The organism is Mesorhizobium sp. LNHC232B00 (assembly GCF_000502435.1).
Lineage (GTDB): Bacteria > Pseudomonadota > Alphaproteobacteria > Rhizobiales > Rhizobiaceae > Mesorhizobium > Mesorhizobium opportunistum.
Genome location: NZ_AYWP01000044.1, coordinates 1 through 19448 on the forward strand (window position 1 = coordinate 1; position 19448 = coordinate 19448).

The window sequence follows — 19448 nt, forward strand, 5'->3', positions numbered from 1 at the left end:
CCGCCGCATGCCGGTTGCGGAATGTGGCGCTCGTCCGGCGCTCGAAAGCGGCGAAGTGCTCGCAGAACCAAGTGTAGCCGTAGCCGTCCGGATGGGCGGCGCGATACTCCTGCCACAACAGCGTCAGCGTCACCCCCTTGCGCTTCAACTCCCTGGCGATCAGCGCAAAGTCCGGTTCGCTCAGGTCTTGCGGCGGACGACCGGCACGGCCAAACAGCAGCCGCTGAAGCGTCGCCTCGTCGTGGCCGGGCGGCAGCGGCCAGCATGCCAGCCCGGCCTCCCGCGCCCGCAGCAAATAGNGGCCAAACTGCCAGAACGGCGCAGCCGAGAACCGACCGTTAAATCCGCTCCCGAAAACTGTCCGGGATTTAGCGGAAACGCTGTCCGCGAATTGCCGAAATCACTGTCCGGGATTTAGCGAAAAGGGTGTCCGGGAATTACCGAAACACGCAGTGCGGCCGATGCTCGGTTTCAAATCGACGCACACCGCCGCCGCCACCCTGTCGGGCATCGAGATGGTCCACATGATGCGCAAACGACATGCGCGGTATGCCTTCAATCCGAACCCGTCTCTCGCAGAGCAGTTCGAAATCCTCGCTGCCGCATAAGGTTGTCACCACTCTGGCAAATTCTCTGACCAGACAAACTTTGCAACGGAACCCGGCAGTCTTTTCATCCACGTTTCGATGCCATATATTGCTAGTCTTCCGCCACGGTTGCGATTATCTGGATTTCAACGACAGCGGCGCCAGGCAGAGACGCCACTCCAACTGCTGCTCGAGCGCCAATCCCTTTTTCACCAAGCTCCTGGAAAAAGTAGTTTGAAGCGTGGTCGGCGATGCGCGAGTGCCGATTGAAATCGCCGCTCGCTGACACGAAAACCGTCATAGACAGTATGCTGTCGATCCTCTCTTTATCGGTTAGCAGCCTCCGCGCTACCGCTAGCGCATTTGATGCGGCGAGCTCTACTGTCTCTTTGCAGCCTTCCAGATCAAAGTCATTGGTGAAGGTGCCAGTGTGAGTTAGAATACCAGTTTTCCGCGGGGTCATGCCCGCCGTAAACACCAAGTCACGATGGCGTTTAGCAAGAACGTAGTTTCCATGTGGCACAATGGTTCGCCCGCCAGACGACCCACCCGTGGCTTCCGCTCCCATCTTTGATCTCTCTCCATCAGCTTTGATGTGCTACAATTCGTTAAGTTCGAAATCTCGCCCCACTGATCGATAGGATGCGGTGATCGTATTTGCCATGAGCATGGCGATCTTCATGGGACCGACGCCTCCAGGAACAAGGGTACTCAGGTCATCAACTGCTAGCTGTCGATGATATTGCACCCCATCTCGTACAAGCTCGCACAAGAAAGCGGAGAGGGCTACTACGATACGTCTTGTCGACTGATAAGTTGCGGTGAGGACATACGTGGTCATTGCTTACCTTCGAAAGGTTGTATGGACATCGTCCGCCCATTATGGGCGGATAGGGTCAACAGGAATTCTGATCAGCGGTTCATCAGGGTTCAGCTCGCGAGAGTCTCTGCCTCACTTGGCATCAAGCGCGAGCTTTCAGAATCTCGCAAAAGGTATCGAGGTCGACATTCCCGCCGGAAACTACCGCCACGACAGTCTTTCCCTTCCATCTCTCGCGATCACGCAGAACTGCTGCAACAGCAGCAGCGCCCCCAGGCTCAGTGACAATTTTTAAGTCGTTTGCGAGTGCTTGCATGGCAGAGATCACGTCCGCCTCAGACACGGAGAACCCTTCAGCCGAGAGCTTCTTGTTGATCGGGAACGTCTTCTCTCCTGGGATTTGCGTTACGATCGAATCGCAGATTGAGTTGTGACCAGGTTCATTTCCGATCCGCTCGCCAGCGATGAGCGATCGCTTGGTATCGTCGAAGTTTTCAGGTTCGGCGGAGTAGACAAGAGTTTGAGGAGCTAATTCCCACATCGCAGTTGCGATGCCAGCAATCAAACCACCCCCACCCGCCGGGCATACAAGGGAATCTGCCGTCGTATTTCGTTGCGCCAACTGATTAGCAATTTCGAGCCCGATCGTGCCTTGTCCTGACATCAAGACGTAGTCGTCATAGGGAGGAATAAGCACTGCTCCCGTTTCCGCCGCCACATCGCGGGCGATCTTGGCTCTATCACCGGTGACCCGATCATAGGTGATGACCTTAGTGCCGTATTCGGCAGTGTTGCGCAGCTTCACCGCAGGAGCACCATCTGGCATCACAATGGTGGACGTGACACCAAGCTCCGAAGCGGCCGCAGCGACGCCTTGGGCGTGGTTGCCGGATGAAAAGGCGACGACGCCGGCTGCTCGCTCTGCTTCGGTCAAAGAAGCAATCTTTACATAGGCCCCACGGATCTTGAAGGAGCCAGTGCGCTGAAGGCATTCAGCTTTGACGAGGAGGCGGAAACCGAATCGTTTGTTGAGGAGTTCAGACTCCAACAAAGGCGTGACACGCGTCACGCCTTTTAGGGTGCGGGCAGCCTTGGCTATCATGTCGAAATCAAGCATCTTCTTACTTTCTGAACTGAGGCAATGGGGTATTTGGACTTCTTGCTAATCCGAACCAGGCTGAGCGGGAGCGGGCGTTTCTTGGCCGACATTTTCTGAAGCGGCGCCCTCGCGGCAAATCCTTTCAAAGAGTTCGATATCTTCGGCACTGTCGCAGTACGACATCCTGAAATTCGTCACCATGGCCCCCCAGCTCCCCCCGCCACAAATGGATGCCCTACTCCCGCAGGGGCTCGGGAAAGCCGCGGCGGCAGGATCACAAAAACCTCGTTCATTTGCATGGGATGGGGGAACGGAATCGTTGTCCGGTTTCAACGGCGCAAGCGCCCCGTGACCGGCAAATGGCATGCGGACGAGACCTACATCAAGGTCCGCGGGCGATGCTGGCCTCGCCAAGGCGCACGGCGAGCGGCGCCTAGACGAGAAACTGCTGGCGCTGTCGAAACCAAAGCTGCTGATCGTCGACGAGCTCGGCTACTTGCCGCTGGAGCCCGACGCAGCGCACCTGTTTTTCCAGCTGGTCAGCCGGCGCTATGAAACCGGCGCCATGCTGATCACGTCGAACCGCAGCGTTGCCGAATGGGGCACCGTGTTCGCCGACCCTGTCGTCGCGACCGCGATCCTCGACCTGCTCTTGCGCCACAGCCACGTGCTGACCATCCGCGGCGACAGCTATCGGCTCCGCGCCAAGCGAAACAGCGGCCTCATCAGGCCGCCCACCGGTGACAGGCCTCCGGTCGGCTCAGCCTCCCTCCGGCCCGTCACCGGCGGAACCAACCTTCAACCGACATCATGAACCCGTGGGGGCAATTCTTCATGACGCAAAGGGGCAGTTCCGGATTTCCTGGCTGCCGTGCTGGCGCAGCCCAAGATGAAGAAGCTCCTTTCCACACTTCTCGGTCGACGGAACGCTGATCGAGGCCTGGGCGTCGATGAAGAGCGTCAAGCCGAAGGACGGTTCGGGCGAAGATAGCTCAGGCGAGCCGCCGGCTCAGGACGACGGGCGTAACACGGAAGCGGACTTCCACGGCCAGAAACGGTCGAACGAAATGCATGCTTCGACCACCGATCCCGACGCCAGGCTCTATCGCAAGGGACAGGGCAAGGAGGCCAAGCTGTGCTTCATGGGGCATGGGCTGATGGAGAACCGTCACGGCCTGCTGGTCGATGCCTGCCTGACGCTGGCCGACGGGCATGCCGAGCGAGTGGCCGCACTGCATATGATCGAACCCTGCGCCGACCCGCCGCGGGCGATCACGCTCGGCGCCGACAAGGCCTACGACGCTGAGGACTTCATCAACGAGTTGCGCTCAATGAAGGTGACGCCGCATGTAGCGCAGAACACGAACGGCCGTCGTTCGGCGATCGATCGCCGCACCACGCGGCACGGTGGCTATGCCGTCAGCCAGCGCATCAGAAAGCGCATCGAAGAGGCGTTCGGCTGGATCAAAACCGTCGCTGGGCAGGAGAAGACCAAATTGCGCGGACACGCCCGCGTCCGGTAGGCCTTCATCTTCGCGGCTGCCGCCTACAATCTGGTGCGATTGCCGAAGCTGCTGGCGGGTGCCGACATGACCGCGCCCGCGGGTTGCCAACTGATCGGCCGCTGGCGAATCATCGAAGCCGATCTGTGGGATCGCGGCTATCTCAACCTCGGTGGACCCGCAACCATCACCATCGGAGCCGACAACAACGGCAAGATCGCCTTTGGCGCCCTGCAAGCCGGCCTCGATCTGAGCTACGGCCCTTCGATAGTTCATTTCACATGGGGCGGATGTGACGAGATGGACGAAGTCACAGGCGATGGCCATGCCGAATTGCTCGACGACGGCTCGATCGAGATCACGTTCGCCTACCACAACGGCGACGAGGCCACCCTCAAGGCAATACGGCAGACTTCTTCAACAGATGGGGTGATTGGGGTCTCGCCCGAGCCAAATTGAGGGCGGCTGCTCCTGTCGAGATGTGAGAACGTGGTCGATGTAGATCGCCACAAACATCAGGAGGAGCAGCCATGAAGTATTTTGCCGGACTTGACGTGTCTTTGGAAGAGACCGCGATCTGTGTCGTCGACGAGAGCGGCCGGATCGTGAAGGAAGGGCGGGCGGCGAGTGAGCCGAGGGCGCTTTATGAAGCCTTGCGGAAAATCGATCTGCCGCTGGAGCGCATCGGGCTCGAAGCCTGTTCGCTGACAGCCTGGCTTTATGACGGTATTCGCGCCGAAGGATTGCTGGCGATCTGCATCGAGACCCGGCAGGCAAACGCGGCGATGAAAACGATGCCGAACAAAACCGATCGCAACGACGCCCGCGCCTTGACGCAGATCATGCGCACCGGCTGGTATCGGCAGGTGCATGTGAAGAGCCAGCAGTGTCGGCTCTGGCGATCCCTCCTCGTTGCGCGACGCACGGTCCTCAATGAAATGCGGACGATCGAAAATGTCGTCAGGACGATTCTGCGGGAGGCCGGCATCAAGCTCGGCACTCCAGGCCGCGCAGCTTTCGCCCATCGCGTGCGCGAACTGATTGGCGCAGATAAGGTCATCATGGCGCTTGTCGAGCCGCTTCTGGCGATCGTGGCAACGATGTTGCGCGAGTTCGGGCGACTGACAGAGCAGGGCTTCAATATCGCCCGCAAGGAGCAAGTCTGCCGGCGCCTCATGTCCGTGCCCGGTGTGGGACCCATCACCGCGCTCGGCTTTCGTGCCGCGGTCGATCAGCCGGACCGCTTTCGCCGATCGAGGGATGTCGGAGCGCATTTGGGTCTGACCCCGGCACGCTATCAATCTGGCGAGACGGACATTCGGGCAAGGTAAGCCGATGCGGTGACGAGCTCGCCCGCACGGCCCTCTATGAGGCGGCTCATTCGCTCCTTGTGCTCAGCAAGAAATGGTCGAGCCTCAGAGCGTGGGGTATGAACGTCGCCAAGCGGCGCGGTATGGCCCGAGCCCGAGTTGCTGTTGCCCGCAAGCTCGCTGTCATCCTGCATCGCATGTGGAGCGATGCGACAGAATTCCGCTTCGGCAAGGCACCCGGCCCCGTATCGGCATGAAATACGGGATAACGGATCAACGAAGGAGGAGTTGATTCCGCCCGAAGGGGCGTGATCCGGATCGTTCCCGTGGGGACGATGGGCAAGGCGATCTCGTTAGCAGGCACGATCCTGGGACGAACTCTCCCAAGGTCGTTCAACAGATTGAGAGGCCTCGCTCTACTGACCCCATCATGCGGCGGCTTAACGTCGACCGCGAAGAGAAGCGAGTGACCCGCGCGGCGACATGGTCCGGAAAAATATCAGGAGGAGCTTGACCTCAACGACCCCAATCAGAGAAGCCTGCTAAGATCGTGTAAAGCGATCCAATACATTGCGCGTAACATGACAGGTAGCCGGGTCGTGTTGCTGAAGTCCCGCTACCCATTCGCAGCTGCCGGCATGAAATACAGAGCCGCGCCCCTTCTGGAAAGCGACAATCATTCCAGAGCCACGAGCGGCGGCGGCCCGGGCGGCTTCGGTTGCGACACCGTAGCGTCGGAGCGCAACTTCCGTCGTTTCGTCACCCCATTTGAGGCTCTCACCCTTGCGGCCGTAGGCCTGCTCTAAGTTGGAGGCGAGTCCCATCGCCAAAATCTTTAGACCCTCAGGTGTCTTCATCCGGGCGCTCGGACGTGGAATGCCGTCTATCATCTCGTAATCTAATCCATCGACTTCATAGCCAAAGATTTGCGCCTCCGAGCCGATGACATCCCCGTACCCCAGGTAGAGTCCCTCAAACGCCCAGTGGTTAGGGTCGTAAATGGTGAAGCCGCCGGATCCACGGGCTGCGTTCCCACCTACGCCCGCAAAACAACCATATTCCGAACTAAGACCAAACGTTTGTTCCCCAGGCCAGCCAATCCGCGGATCGGACCAATCGGTCGCCACGCGGCGTTCATCCTTGGTGCCCGCGAGCGGATCTTTCTCGGACACCCGATCCTTATAGCAGACCTGGGTGGTTCCGTCGTCTTCCAGGCGAATCTGAAAATGGAAGTTGCCGGCGAAGCGCGCCACATTCCCGCCGCTCTCTATATACTGCTCGATTGCTTCACGCATCTCCCAAGTCCAGTATTCATCGTGGCCGACGAACACGACACATTTGTATGCGGTCAGGAGATCAGGATCCGCGATCATGTCCGCCTGAGAAATGACGTCGACCTCAAGTCCCTGAGCCTCCGCCCAACACAGGAATGGTCGCTCATAACTCGCCCAGCCAGCGCTGCCGCAAAACTTGCTAAAACCTCGTGAAAACGCGAACTCATCCTGAAGATAGCGAGGTGGCGATCCGATGGCCGTCGGTTGTTTGGTAGCTCGCCGCGGCGCGCCCGGTGGCAGCCAGATAAAACCCCTCGCCCAAGGGCGATGCAGAGTAACCTTGGGGGCGAATTGCCAATAGTCGATCAAATTATCACCAACATAATGACTGTGGCCGCCCCAATCGTTGTAAGCTCTCCACGTACCAGTAGCCGCGACCAGAAGGATTTCTTTCCGTCGATCTTTGCGAGGCAAAACAAAGAAACCGTGCTCCTGCTCTCGATGCACGTCGCCTTTGCTTGCCACACTGGTGGCAATATAGAATCCTGCTGGCGCATCATCAGGGACTCGCCATGTCTGGCTCTCAGGCCAGTCGCAACCCCGCTCGTAAAATCGATCGCGGAGACCCACTGATTTCCCACTTATGCCTTCTAGGTGAGCAAGTTTCTGCGGCCTGATACCATCGCGAACGATGCTAATATCGAAACGCTCTGCGGTGGTGCTGGTGTGGAATCGCACCGTCTCGCCAGGCCGGTATGACATTCGGTCTGTATATGTAAATACTTCTAGATAGGCGGGGTCCTGGAAGACAGTCTCATAGTATAAAGTCTTCACTCCATCGAAACCCTGTCTCCTAGGAACAAAATTAGATGGCATCTGTTCGGGGAGTTCGGCGCTCACTTTTTTGCTCATCACTTTCCTCATAGCGTTCTCGTCTGCACATCGCACACGACAGGCCTTGTCATGCGTGAATGCAATCCACATTGCTTGGAACCCTCACTCCACGCGCCAGCAGGCAGCCATATGCTTTGGTCTTACCTCGACGGCGGGCGGTTCCTCTTGCCGACAGCGATCGTAGGCCAGCGGGCAGCGGGGATGGAAGCGGCAGCCTTTCGGGATGCGGGCAGCACTCGGGACCTCGCCCTGAAGGGCGGGCAACTCACGGCGGTGGGCATCCGGGCGGACCTTCGGCGTGGCGTCGCGCAGCGCGATTGTATAGGGATGGCGCGGGTTCAGCGTGATCTCATCGGCCGTGCCGATCTCGACCAACCGTCCAAGATACATGACCGCGATTCGGTCGGCGATCAGCCAGGCGACCGGCAGGTCGTGGGTGATGAAGAGAAGCGCAAGGTTCTGCCGCGCGCGGAGTTCGGTGAGGACCTGGAGAATCTGCGCGCGGATCGAGACATCGAGCATCGACACCGGCTCGTCGGCGACGATGAGCTCGGGCGTCACCGCGAGCGCTCCGGCAATCACGACCCTCTGGCGCTGTCCGCCAGAGAGCTCGTGCGGAAAGCGCGCAAAGAACTCGGCCGGAGGATTAAGCCCGGCAGCTGCCAGGGCCTCGCTCACCCGCTCGGTGAGCTGATGGCTGTTGTCCACCAGCTGGAGCGAGCGCAGCGGCTCGGCCACGACGTCGAACACGGTGTGCCGCGGGTTGAGCGCCTGATAGGCGTCCTGGAAGATCATCTGCACCCGACGCCGATACGGGCGCAGCGCCTTGAAGCCTTGCGCCGAGGTCATGTCACTGCCCTCGAACAGCAGCCTTCCGCCGGTCGGCTGCACCAGCTTGGTGACGACACGGCCGAGCGTGGTCTTGCCGGAGCCAGACTCTCCGACGACAGCGACGATCTCGCCACGGCCGACAGTGAGGTCGATCCCGTCGACCGCGCGCACCCCGCCGCTCTGCCGCCCCAGCAGGCGGTCGAACACACCGCCCTGTATCGGGTAATGGACTTGCAGGTCCTCGAGACGCAGGACTTCAGTACCGTCGCGCATGGGCCGAGACCTTCTCTAAAGGCTGCACATGGGAGTGCAGGTGACAGGCCACGCATCCCCGCTCGGTCCTCTCGAAGTCGGGGATTGCAGCCGCGCAGATATCCATGGCGGAGGGACATCGGGGGTGGAAGGCACAGCCCGGCGCGCGGGTCTGAAGATTGGGGGGATCGCCCGGGATCGATTGGATCGCCCGGTTGCCGCTCGCCGGATCCGCGATCGACGCGATCAGCAGCTGGGTATAGGGATGCCGGGGTGCGGCGAAGATATCGGCCACGCGGCCCTCCTCGACGATGCGGCCGGCATACATGATCATCACTCGATCGCAGGCCTCAGCCACGACCGAGAGGTCGTGGGTGATCAGGAGGAGACCGAGGTTGAGCCGCACTCGCAGCTCTCCCAATAGCTTGAGGATCTGCGCCTGGGTGATGACATCGAGCGCGGTGGTCGGCTCGTCGCCGATGACGATCGACGGGTTGCAGGCGAGCGCCATAGCGATCATCACCCTCTGGCGCATGCCCCCCGAGAGCTCGTGCGGATAGGCCGCACCCCGGTCCGCCGGGATGCCGACGAGCGCGAGCAATTCCATTGCCTTCGCTCGCGCCTTTTCCCGCGACATGCCGAGCTTCAGCATGCAGGGCTCGGCAATCTGGCGGACGACCCGGTGCACCGGGTTGAGCGCATTCATCGCCCCCTGGAACACGAACGAGGTCTCGCTCCAGCGATGCGGCCGCATCGCCGCATCGTCGTCGATCGGCAGCGGCTCTCCGCGATAGTGGACCGAACCCGCGCTGACCGCTGCATTGGGCGGCAGCAGGCCTGCGATCGCCATGGCGGTCGTGGTCTTGCCACTGCCGGATTCTCCTACCAGCGCGACGGCCTCTCCGGCCCTGAACTCAAAGCTCACGTCGCTGATCGCGGGCAATGACGTGCCCTTCAGCCGATAGTCGACAGACAGGCCGTCGACCGACAGAAGCGGCGCGCCATCCTTTTGAGTGTGGTTTGTCATGGAATCGCCCGCCGACGAGGATTGAAGGTGTCATCGAGCGCATTGCCGACCAGGACGAAGCCGAGCGAGACCGCAAGCACGCATACGCCCGGCGCGCCGAGATACCACCAGGCGCCCACGCTTGCGGCTCCGGCGCGCTGCGCCAGATAGAGCATGGTGCCCCAGGACGGCTGCAGGGGATCGCCGAGCCCGAGGAACGAGAGCGCCGTCTCTGTATAGATCGCGCCGGCGACGACCAGGGCGCCATTGGCAGCGATCTGAGGCACGAGGTTGGGAAGGATATGCCGCATCATGATGCCGAGATCGCTGGTGCCGACCACGCGGGCCCGATCGACGAACTGACGTTCCCGCAGCGTCAGCGTTTGGCTGCGCACGATGCGCGCGACAAACCCCCAGCTCGTCAGGCCGATGACCAGGATGACCACGCAGAGCGAGGGCCGGAAGCCGAGGATCGTTCCCCCACGCCCGAAAACCTCGAGAAGCACCGGCGTGATGATCAGCGCCAGCACGAAGGTGGGGACGATGAAAAAGAAATCCGTCAGGCGCATCAGCCAGACGTCGACCCTGCCCCGATAGTACCCCGACATCATGCCGATCGCAGTGCCGACGATGAGGCTGATCACGGTCGCCACCAGCGCGATCGTCAGCGAGACCCGGGCGCCATGGACGACGAGATTGAGCACATCACGTCCGACCTCGTCGGTCCCAAGGATATTCTGGGCATTGGGCGGTGCGAGGAAGTCCCCGGTTGCATTGACCGCCGTCTGCAGCGGGCCGACAAGGAGGCGTGGGACCGCCGCCAGCACGAGAACGAAGGCAAGGATCGAGAGGCCGATCCGCGCGCCGACATAACCGGTGAACTTGCGCAGGAAGGCTCGGGTCGCACGCAGCCGGACAGGCGCGGCGAGGTTTGTCGCAGTTTCGCTCATTGTCTCACACGAGGGTCAAGAAGGCCGTAGGTCAGATCGGCCACGGTGTTGGCGATCACGATCGACGCGCCGAGCAAGAGGAAGATGCCTTGCAGGACGGGATAGTCCCTTGCGTTGAGCGCCTCGACCGTCAGCCCGCCGATCCCCGGCCAGTTGAATACGGCTTCGACCGTGATGGCTCCCGCCACGACATAGCCGAGATTGAGCGTGATCAGGGTCACGACCGGCAGCATGGCATTTCGGAAGGCGTGACGCATCAGCATCTGGCGGCCAGTCAGTCCCTTGGCTCGGGCGGTGACCATGTAGTCTTCGGTCACGACGTCGCTCATCGCGGCCCGGGCGACCAGGACATATTGCCCGGCCAACCCCAGTGCGAGCGTTGCGGCCGGCAGCACGAGATGCCGGAGACGGTCGGCGAGCCAGCTCAGCGCGCCCCCTGCCCCACCCGTCGGCGAATAGGCTCCGTAGCCGGGAAACCAGCCCAGGGTCGTGCTGAACACCAGCACCATGAGCATGCCGAGCCAGAACACCGGCGTGGAATAGAGCGCCAGGGAGGTTCCCGTGGTCACGTTGTCGATGGCCCCGCCACGTCGCCAGCCGGCATAGAGGCCGAGCATGACGCCGAAGACGATCGCGAAGAGTTGCGCCACCCCGACCAGGGCAAGGGTGGCCGGCAGCCGCGCCAGGAGCAGGTCGGCAACCCGCTCGCCCCTGAACTTGAAGCTGTAGCCCAGGTTCCCATGGAGCGTTGACCACACGTAGTCAACTGCCTGCTCCGGAAGCGGCTTATCGAGCCCCCACTCCCTGCGCAGCCCATCGATCTGCTGCTCGGTCACGCTCGAACGCGCCCCGGCCAGCAGAAGCTGGGCGGGGTCGCCCGGAATAACCCTGAACAGGATGAAGTTGAGCGACATCACCATCACAAGCGTCACGACCGCCCTGATGAGAATGCGTCCGATGCGTCGGCCCATTGGGTGTCTCTCCTTTCCGTTCCGATCCAGGCAAGGAGCCAGCCGTCAGACCGGCTTCAGCCGATCGAACGGGAAGTAGGAATTCATCGACACCATATCATCATCCCGCCCCCACCCTACGAAGCAATCCTTCCGACGACGGGCATGGAGCAGAAACGGGTAGGCCAGCATGATGTAGGGCGCCTCTTTGTAGATCAGACGCACCGCTTGATCGACCAGTTCCTGGCTCATTTTGAGATCTACCGTGCGCTCGATTTGAAATAGCAGTCCGTCGAACTTGTCACTGGCCCAATAGGAAGTGTCCCGGGCGCTCTTCGCGCTCCCCAAGGTTAGCAGGAGGGAAGGAAATGGCGACAGCCAGCGCGACCCGACATACAGGTCCCAGCCGCCACCGCCCTTTGCGGGTGATACCACGCGGGCCCCGAGTGCGCCGGCGTCGAGCTGCGTCACTGACACCGGAATGCCGATTTGTCCAAGCCAGGCCGCAATCAACTGCACGACTGCAAGCGGGATTGCTAGGTCGCCCGAGTTTCCAGAAGTGATCAACTCGAGCTGGAAGCTCTTTCCCTCCTTGTCCTTCCGTACGCCGTTGCTTTCCCGATAGCCGGCCGCATCAAGCCTCCGGCCCGCCTCGGCAAGATCGAAATGGCGTCGGATGTCACTCAGGTCGGAGTAATAGTCGGCGGCCACCGGCGGGATCAGCCCGACGCCGGGATCGGCATGACCGCGATAAGCGCGCTCGACGAGAGCTTTCTGGTCGATCGCGTAACCGATCGCGTCGCGAAACGCCGGGTCCTGCAGGGCCGTGGTGCTGCCTGCGCCTTTGCCGGGCGCCGTATTGAAGGCGAGAAAATCCGTCTGCTCGACGCGCGACCGGGCGACGACAATGTCGGGATCCGTCGAGAGATCAGCCCACTGAGCGGCAGTTAAGCTCAAGCCATAGTCGAGGCTGCCGCTCTTCAGGCCCTGGGCGATCGGATCGGCAGCATTGAAGGAGTTAATGATCAGCCCCTCCGTAGCCGGCTGACCAGTGCGGAAGTAAGGGTTCGGCGTTAAGCGGGAAAATTGCCCTTGCCTAAACTCCGAAACGATCATCGGACCCGTGCCCACCAGCGGCGCATTGTTGCGGAAGGTGCTGCGCGCGCCAGCGTAACTGATGCCCTTCCAGATGTGCTCTGGCACAATCATCGTGGGGTTGTCTATTGGCCATCGCGTCGGCGACTTGGTCACAATCTGCAAGGTCTCGTCATCGAGAGCGCTGATCGACTCGAAATTCTCCAGGCCACCCGTATTGTTCCAGCCGACATTCAATTCGTCAGGCTTGCCTATGGACGCCTTTAGATAATTGTAGGTGAACGCAGCGTCCCTGGCCGTGGCGGGCTGGCCGTCGGACCATTTCATGCCCGGCCAGATCTTGAAGGTCCACGTAAGCTGGTCGTCGGCAACAGACCACTCCTTGGCAAAGCCTTTCCGGTCAGAATGACGCTGGGCATCTACCCCAACCAGAAAGTCATAGGTGTAGGCAGTCGGCCAGAACGAACCCCAAGTGGCGAAGGGATTCAGCGTGTCGGGAGCGATGATTGCCGCAATGCGCACCACGCCATCACACGACGCGGCGAATGCCGGTGACCGTATGACAAACGGTGCCGCAGATCCGGCCAAGAGTGTCTTCAAGGCCGCACGACGATTGAGTAGCAACTTATTCATTTTGTCCTCCCGCTTGGCAACTTTTGGGGTTTCGGAAGTGCCAATAATCACGTCGTCACATTCCGGCTATCAAACTATGTGGTATATGACACACTTTATCATTTGGAACGGTATTCCACTATCCCCGTTCAACGACCGTGTCAATTGGGAAGACCTCCTGCGTGTCGTAAGCAGATGAGTTCTCCGGATTCCTAAGAAACAGCCGCAGGGGTGGGCTCCACCCTCTGCAGTGCATATCCAAGCGATTTGGCACGACGCCGGACGTTGCTGAGAACCCGGTGCCGACAGCAACGCCCGAACCGGACGAAGTTACTGCCACTGTGTTGCGAAAAGGAGATGTCAGCCAAGCCCTTGATTGGCGAGGGCGAATAGACGGGGGCCGGTGGCCAACGGTATGGGTGGTTCGCCGAGCGCCATAGCAACGACTTCGCCTGCCCGCGCCAGGCCCTGATCCTCGAGCCATGGCGAAAGGCCGCTGGAAAGGGGGACGTCAATGCGCCGGAATTCCGACCTGTCGGAGATCCATCTAGCGATCAGCGCTCGCGCTGCCATTTCCCCGCGGGCGCCGACCGGACCGATCACATAGCCGTGGCCGAAGCGCCGGAGGAAGGACCATGCAGCGATCTCCCCGCCCTGCTCCAGGATATCCCCTTGCCGATTTTCTTCAGCGCTCTCAGCAATCCGGCGCGTCGAAAACCCGCCGCCTGCTCGTCGAGCGTAATCACAGCGTCGAGGTCAGTTTTCTGCATGGGCTTAAAGCTGGCGCCTTCCGGCAGTGGCGCGGATGCCGGTACGGTATTTGCGGCCTGGTGCTGGCGTACCACGCCGATAGGTTTGTAGCCGAACTTTTCGTAGAGTGGCAGGCCCTCCACTGTTGCATTGAGAAGCACCGTCCGGCCGCCTGCATCCCGCAGTGCAGCTTCGATCAGGAATCGGCCGACTCCGCGCCGTTGCATTGAAGGTGAAACGATCAACATGCCGAACCTGGCATAATGCTGGCCGAAGGGCCACCAGATGATAGTGCCGACTAACGAGTCTCGGTCCATTGCCGCGAGCCCACGGCCGAGCTTCAGAGCGAAGCTCCAGTCCTGTCGCCGATGCGGCCAGTTCACTGCCGTGGACAGGATCTGCGCTGTTGTAAGGTGCTTTTCTTCCAGCCGCACTATGGCGATGGCGGATGCGGACACGTCCCTCATCCTCAAGGCATCGAAAAGCTATCGAGAGGAAGGAATAAGGAAGGCAGACTGCGACTGATTAATTCTGGCGCTCATTTGCTCTCTCCAGGGAGCGCGGTCGCGCTTGATTTGCAACGGGCCAGAATTTCTTGAGTGTGCTCACCGAGTTGAGGGGCGGGAATCCGAATCCCAGTTTTGTAGCAGTCGAATCGTAGCGGTTGGTTCACGTGCCATTCACCGCCTTTTTCGAGGCCAAGCCGGACAAATAGGTCTCGTGTGCGCAGCTGTGGATCTTTTGCCACATCATTCAGATCATGCACATGCCCCCAAGGAATTTCGACAGCGTCGAAAAGATTTGCCCACGCAGCTTGCGTTTGCTTTGCAATCGAGGCGGCAAGTTGCGCGCGATAGTCAGCCGCGTATTCCACGCGGTCCTGGTGGCTTGCCGAGGCAAGATGTGCCAGGCCAGTATTTTGACACAAAGCGCGCCAGTAGTGATCTTCGTTAGCGATGCTCAGCGTAATCATCTTATTGTCTGCACAAGTGAACGTCCCGTAGGCAGGTTCCTCCTCGTATACCTCGGCCATTGGTCTTCCGTTTAAAGTTGCATAGTGGTGCGCGGTCATCCATGAAACCAGGCTATCCGTCATAGCCAGATCGATGTAGCAGCCGTGCCCGGTTCGCTCCCGCGCCAGTAGAGCCGAAACTACACCAAATGCCGCCAGTGTACCCGCGGCGAGATCGGCGACGGGCAATTGAAACGGTTTCTCCGGGAGTCCAGTTCGAAGCTGCTGAAATAGAACCCCGGCTAAGCCTTGGCAGGAGAGGTCGTGAACCGGGCGCCTGCGATAGGGGCCATTCTGACCGAAGCCGGTCAACGAGAGATATATCAGACGGCGATTCTTCGGGCTGAGTTCGGCATAACTCAATCCGAGGTTTTTCATTGCGTCGGGCCTGTACCCTTCGACGAGGACGTCCGCGGTTGTGCTCAATTCGAATAACGAGTTCTGGCCGGCCGCCGACTTGAGATCGAGGACAACACTTCGCTTGTTGCGGCTCAGCGAGGAAAAGAGGCTTTTGAGCTTGCGAGCGGGATCACCACCGTTGGGCCTCTCGATGAGAGTGACATCTGCGCCTAAGTCTGCCAGCAGCAGGGTTGCATACGGGCCAGGATACTGTTCCGCGAGGCTGAGAACTCTCACTCCTTCAAGTGGTGATCCGATCATGAGAAGCTCCAGATAATCTTAACGTCGCTGAAACAGCATTTTCAGCGCTCCACTGCTAACGATTCGACCTTACTGTATTCGATGTGACAACAGTGATAAGAGTTTGTGAAAGAAGCATTTTGCAAACCGACGAATCTGCAGCAGACGCAGCGGAACGCCTCAGTTGTCGCGCCAAGCTGGAATACATCAGCAATCCACAAGCTGTGTGATGGCCAAACCTGCCGGCCGCTGTTGATGCTCTTGGTGACGCCGATCAGCTGATCAGCTCTTCGCGTTGGTAGGAACACTCGGTCGTATCCCTGCAAAACCAGAACTCGCCCCTCGGCGATCGCCACGCCTTCGTGATCTGATCCAGAACGAGCCGAACCGCGCAGGTTTAGTTAGACCTCGGGAGAGAACTTGTTGGCCGTCTTGCTTGTCATGGCTCCTCTTCTCAGGAGTTGGAGCCTGCGATCAACCGGCGCGCTTCGGCCCTTTGTGTTCGCCCAGTCCTGACAGGCTCGCGGAATAGCCTGTCCCATCGGCTCGAAAACCTTGCGGAGTCTTGTCGAGGCGCTTGTCAGAAAGTTCACCCTCCGCGATCTTTTCATCCACCCCATGTTCTGGGAAGGTGATCGGCCCAGGCCCCTCCAGCCTCGTCGTGCGTCTCCTACTTTGGTCATCGGCGCCCCGGCTGTGATTCGAACCATGGACCGAAGCACAGCCGATTCAGCGCGCGCAAGACCATCATGCCGTCGCGGACCCGCCCGCGGCGGGCACCGCCGAACTTGTGGGTAATTGAAGCTTTGCCGGAGACGTACGCTGGCGCCAACCTCCCCCACGCTCAACCTCGACGCTTGCGGCAACATGCACCGCTTCGGAAGCTCGGACACGCGCCCCCCTCTCGATGCCGGCGCGCTGCGTCGGGCCCCATGCCGCTGGGGCGAAACCCCGTTGTGAACCTGTCAGCGCTCTGGCATGCGGTTGTTCCCCTCAAGTGACCGACGACCGAATGATCAACGACGCTTTCTCAGCTATTGCCATTGTTACGGCATACGTGTTGACCGACGATGCTGTTGGCATGACGGACGCGTCGACAACTCGCAGTGCCCCCACCCCGTAAACCTGGAGTTTGGGATCGACAACAGCTCCTTCATCAACCCCCATTCGACAGGTGCTTGAGAAGTGAAGAGCAGATGCGCCATATTCTCGTGCATAATCTAGAAGCTCCGCGTTGCTTGCTCTGAGAGGGCCCGGCAGTGTCTCGCAGACGCTAAATCGAGCGAGCTCGGGGCTCCGGAACAGTTCGCGTGCTAGTCTTATGCCTGAGAGGAGGACTTCACGGTCCGAATGCGCCGAGAGATAGCCGAGAGATATTGTAGGAGGGACATTCGGGTCAGCGGAAACGATCCTCACGCGTCCACTGCTTTCAGGAAATGATTGCCATAACCCGACTGTCATGCCCGGCGCCGGCTCAAGTTTGCCTAAGCCAGCGTAACTACCTGGAGTGAAGCTCAATTGGAGATCGGTAACAGCGGCCTTGCTGTGCCGGCTTCGAGCGAAGAGAACTGCATTGCTCGCTCCTAAGGACATGAGCCCTCGCCCGAACAAGGCATATGCCAACGACTCGTGCAGGAGTCGCCACCCCCGAGCCCGTTCATTGAGGGTTACGGAGCCTTTAACCCGGTGGGCGACCCGGGTAAGGAAGTGGTCCTTCAAGTATTCGCCGACACCAGGCGCATGATGCACCAACGGAATACCATAACATCCTAGAAGGTTGGAAGGTCCCACGCCGGACAACTGCAATATCTGTGGCGATTTGAGAGCTCCCGCGGCGAGGATAACCTCACGGCTTGCCTTGACATGAAATAAATCTCCAGCTTGCAGGAATTCAACTCCTGTCGCCCGACGATCTTCAAAGAGGACGCGCGTGCAGAGCGCATTTGTGATCAGTCTAAAGTTTGAACGTGCTTTCGCTCGCTTCAGGAATGTGCGGGCAGCGCTTGCCCTAAAGCGACCTCGGCGGTTCTGCTGGAACCATCCGACACCGACATCTCGGCGGCCATTAATGTCCGCCAGCACTGGAAACCCGAGGGACTTGGCGCTCTCGATGAACGCCGAAGATAACGGATGACGGACTGCCAACGCCGTCACCGGTAACGGGCCATCACTTCCCCGGCCTGCAGATTCCCCACCATCGTAGTGCTCAATCGATCGGAAGTGAGGCAACAACCCATCGTAGCTCCAACCTGTGCATCCAAGCTGAGCCCAATGATTGTACTCCTCCGGATGCCCCCGAACAAACAGCGTTCCATTTATCGAACTGCTACCACCCAAGACCTTTCCCTGAGGTAGATCAAGGCTACGACCATTGAGCTCCGGAGACGGTTCACTACAAAATCTCCAATTAATGGTTCTATCGTTTAGAAGCTTGAGAAATCCCGCTGGCACGTGAATCAATGGGTTTATGTCAGTTGGACCTGCTTCAAGCAGCAAGACTGTGAAGCGACCATTTTGAGACAATCGGTCACCAACAACGCTGCCGGCCGACCCTGCCCCAACAATGCAGAAGTCACATTCAATGTGATAGTTTGGATTTTGCATCGGTAATTGCGTTTCCTACCTCAGGTCGACAATTGGGTGCCTCAAGCAATCACGCCGCGCGAGATAGCAGCTCAGCCTGCCAACCTCCCAGGCGGGAAAGCGTGAAGATGTAAAGACGATTTGGGTCCTGCATCTCAAAATTGCCGGCACGCCCTTCACCGGCGTTCTCATTCTGGACCGAGCAGGCATTGCTGGACCTTGTGGTGTCGATCAGTGATGATGTCCGGGAAGTTTCTGCGAAGCTGGCCCAGCTGCGAACACCCCTCACGGACGACGAGATCCAACCCAAATACACGCTTCGCGTATGGCAAGGTCCGTTGCTGGATGTCAGCAAGACACTGTGTCAGCTGATGGATTTCGCTCACAATGCTCATAGCACCCTCCAATTTTTCGCCAACGGGTACTTGGCCGACCCGAACAGGCCAGTTTGCTTCGCGGCGAAGCCACAGATAAAACTTACTGGGTGGTGATCTTAACAAGGGGTTGGCTCTTTAATTCATGACTTTACAATAATGTTTTGCTTCCAATTGTAACACTGAACGGCTATTAAGGGTTCATATGTGAAATTCCATTAATGAAGACTTTAAGACTAGGCTGTGCTAGGCATTTCCACGAGGACCTTGGTAACTGCTCAGCCCCCTCGGCTCCGGGACGTAGGGTTGGATGCATTTTTCGGTTGCGTCGGACTGGCGAATATGAGGTCAAGGTTTGGGTGACTCAGCCTTCCGATTTGCATGACAAGCACGCGTTAATCGCTGCGCTGATGGAGCGGATCTAGGCGGAGGTTGCGCGATGGCCGAGCTGGGGCTGCCGCCGAAGAAGCCCGACAATTCCAGCGTGCCACCGGTGAAGGGCAGAAGCCGCCGGAGGGTCTCAGCGCCGAAGGCCGCATCGGGACGCGCATCGTCGGCATCTATCTGCGCTTGTTGCAAGGCATTCCGCTGGCGCAACTGCGGCAGGTGCTGGCGGAGCTGTTCGGGCTCGCAATTAGCGAGGGCGCGCTGGTCAACATCCTCGATGCAAGTCAAGGCCTTTTCGGCGGAGACGTGCCTGATCAACGCGCGGCTGCTGGCAGGCACAACCCAGGCGTCGGACGAGATCGGTCTCAGGGTCGGCAGGCGAACTGGTGGCTCTCCATCACGCCGACAGCGCCGTCTTCGTCACCGACAAGCACCGTTCCAAGGCAGTGGTGCAAGCCTTCCTTGGCGATCATTGCCCGGGTTGATGATCTCCGACCGCTATGGTGGTGGCCAGATGGGCT

At 59.7% G+C, this 19448-nt stretch carries 13 protein-coding genes and 6 pseudogenes; 6 read left to right on the plus strand and 13 right to left on the minus strand.

What is annotated here, in order from left to right:
• Positions 1-175, minus strand: a pseudogene (locus tag X743_RS1000000173740) (IS21 family transposase); the annotation flags it as partial.
• 277 nt (positions 176-452) lie between these two features.
• On the opposite strand from X743_RS1000000173740, the pseudogene X743_RS1000000171510 reads away from it, so the two are divergent.
• A pseudogene (locus tag X743_RS1000000171510) lies at positions 453-608 on the plus strand (IS6 family transposase); the annotation flags it as partial.
• A gap of 91 nt (positions 609-699) precedes the next feature.
• Here X743_RS1000000171510 and X743_RS139975 read toward each other — a convergent pair.
• Both X743_RS139975 and X743_RS139970 read right to left on the minus strand, forming a co-directional pair.
• On the minus strand, positions 700-1155 hold the full coding sequence (locus tag X743_RS139975) for a RidA family protein (protein WP_051508641.1): 456 nt from the start codon (positions 1153-1155) through the stop codon (positions 700-702).
• Positions 1156-1549: 394 nt separating this feature from the next.
• Positions 1550-2524, minus strand: coding sequence for a threonine/serine dehydratase (locus tag X743_RS139970; RefSeq protein WP_023768981.1), 975 nt, complete (start codon positions 2522-2524; stop codon positions 1550-1552).
• A 297-nt stretch (positions 2525-2821) separates the two neighbouring features.
• Here X743_RS139970 and X743_RS1000000173040 point away from each other — a divergent pair.
• The 5 genes and pseudogenes from X743_RS1000000173040 to X743_RS01000000169600 all read left to right on the plus strand — a co-directional run.
• Positions 2822-2911, plus strand: a pseudogene (locus X743_RS1000000173040) (IS6 family transposase); the annotation flags it as partial.
• Positions 2907-3320, plus strand: a pseudogene (locus tag X743_RS01000000169590) (ATP-binding protein); the annotation flags it as partial. The pseudogenes X743_RS1000000173040 and X743_RS01000000169590, both read left to right, overlap by 5 nt.
• A 45-nt stretch (positions 3321-3365) precedes the next feature.
• Positions 3366-4026 (plus strand): annotated as a pseudogene (locus X743_RS01000000169595) (IS5 family transposase); the annotation flags it as partial.
• A gap of 42 nt (positions 4027-4068) precedes the next feature.
• On the plus strand, positions 4069-4467 hold the full coding sequence (locus X743_RS0137410) for a hypothetical protein (RefSeq protein WP_023768984.1): 399 nt from the start codon (positions 4069-4071) through the stop codon (positions 4465-4467).
• Positions 4468-4538: 71 nt separating this feature from the next.
• A pseudogene (locus tag X743_RS01000000169600) lies at positions 4539-5575 on the plus strand (IS110 family transposase).
• 285 nt (positions 5576-5860) lie between these two features.
• Here X743_RS01000000169600 and X743_RS1000000172515 read toward each other — a convergent pair.
• The 10 genes from X743_RS1000000172515 to X743_RS1000000172525 all read right to left on the minus strand — a co-directional run bounded on the left by X743_RS1000000172515 (position 5861) and on the right by X743_RS1000000172525 (position 19245).
• Positions 5861-7504, minus strand: coding sequence for a N,N-dimethylformamidase beta subunit family domain-containing protein (locus X743_RS1000000172515; protein WP_156934547.1), 1644 nt, complete (start codon positions 7502-7504; stop codon positions 5861-5863).
• A gap of 84 nt (positions 7505-7588) precedes the next feature.
• The gene (locus X743_RS139965) at positions 7589-8590 is read right to left on the minus strand and encodes an ABC transporter ATP-binding protein (RefSeq protein ID WP_023768988.1); all 1002 of its coding nucleotides are present in this window, start codon (positions 8588-8590) and stop codon (positions 7589-7591) included.
• Positions 8574-9596 (minus strand): ABC transporter ATP-binding protein, encoded by a 1023-nt coding sequence (locus X743_RS139960; RefSeq protein WP_023768989.1) that lies wholly within the window; start codon positions 9594-9596, stop codon positions 8574-8576. Before X743_RS139960 ends, X743_RS139965 begins: the two co-directional genes overlap by 17 nt.
• On the minus strand, positions 9593-10525 hold the full coding sequence (locus tag X743_RS139955; protein ID WP_023768990.1) for an ABC transporter permease: 933 nt from the start codon (positions 10523-10525) through the stop codon (positions 9593-9595). Before X743_RS139955 ends, X743_RS139960 begins: the two co-directional genes overlap by 4 nt.
• On the minus strand, positions 10522-11496 hold the full coding sequence (locus tag X743_RS139950; RefSeq protein WP_023768991.1) for an ABC transporter permease: 975 nt from the start codon (positions 11494-11496) through the stop codon (positions 10522-10524). The genes X743_RS139955 and X743_RS139950 overlap by 4 nt, the downstream gene beginning before the upstream one ends.
• Before the next feature lie 45 nt (positions 11497-11541).
• Positions 11542-13203: an ABC transporter substrate-binding protein gene (locus X743_RS139945; protein ID WP_031258706.1), complete on the minus strand. Its 1662-nt coding sequence runs from the start codon at positions 13201-13203 to the stop codon at positions 11542-11544.
• Between the two features lie 578 nt (positions 13204-13781).
• Positions 13782-14390, minus strand: a complete 609-nt coding sequence (locus tag X743_RS01000000169605) for a GNAT family N-acetyltransferase (RefSeq protein WP_198028513.1) — start codon at positions 14388-14390, stop codon at positions 13782-13784.
• An 80-nt stretch (positions 14391-14470) separates the two neighbouring features.
• Positions 14471-15604, minus strand: a complete 1134-nt coding sequence (locus X743_RS139940; protein ID WP_023768995.1) for a CaiB/BaiF CoA-transferase family protein — start codon at positions 15602-15604, stop codon at positions 14471-14473.
• 2750 nt (positions 15605-18354) lie between these two features.
• Positions 18355-18561 (minus strand): hypothetical protein, encoded by a 207-nt coding sequence (locus tag X743_RS1000000172520; protein WP_156934548.1) that lies wholly within the window; start codon positions 18559-18561, stop codon positions 18355-18357.
• Positions 18562-18888: 327 nt separating this feature from the next.
• Positions 18889-19245: a hypothetical protein gene (locus X743_RS1000000172525; protein ID WP_156934549.1), complete on the minus strand. Its 357-nt coding sequence runs from the start codon at positions 19243-19245 to the stop codon at positions 18889-18891.
• Between the last annotated feature and the right edge of the window lie 203 nt (positions 19246-19448).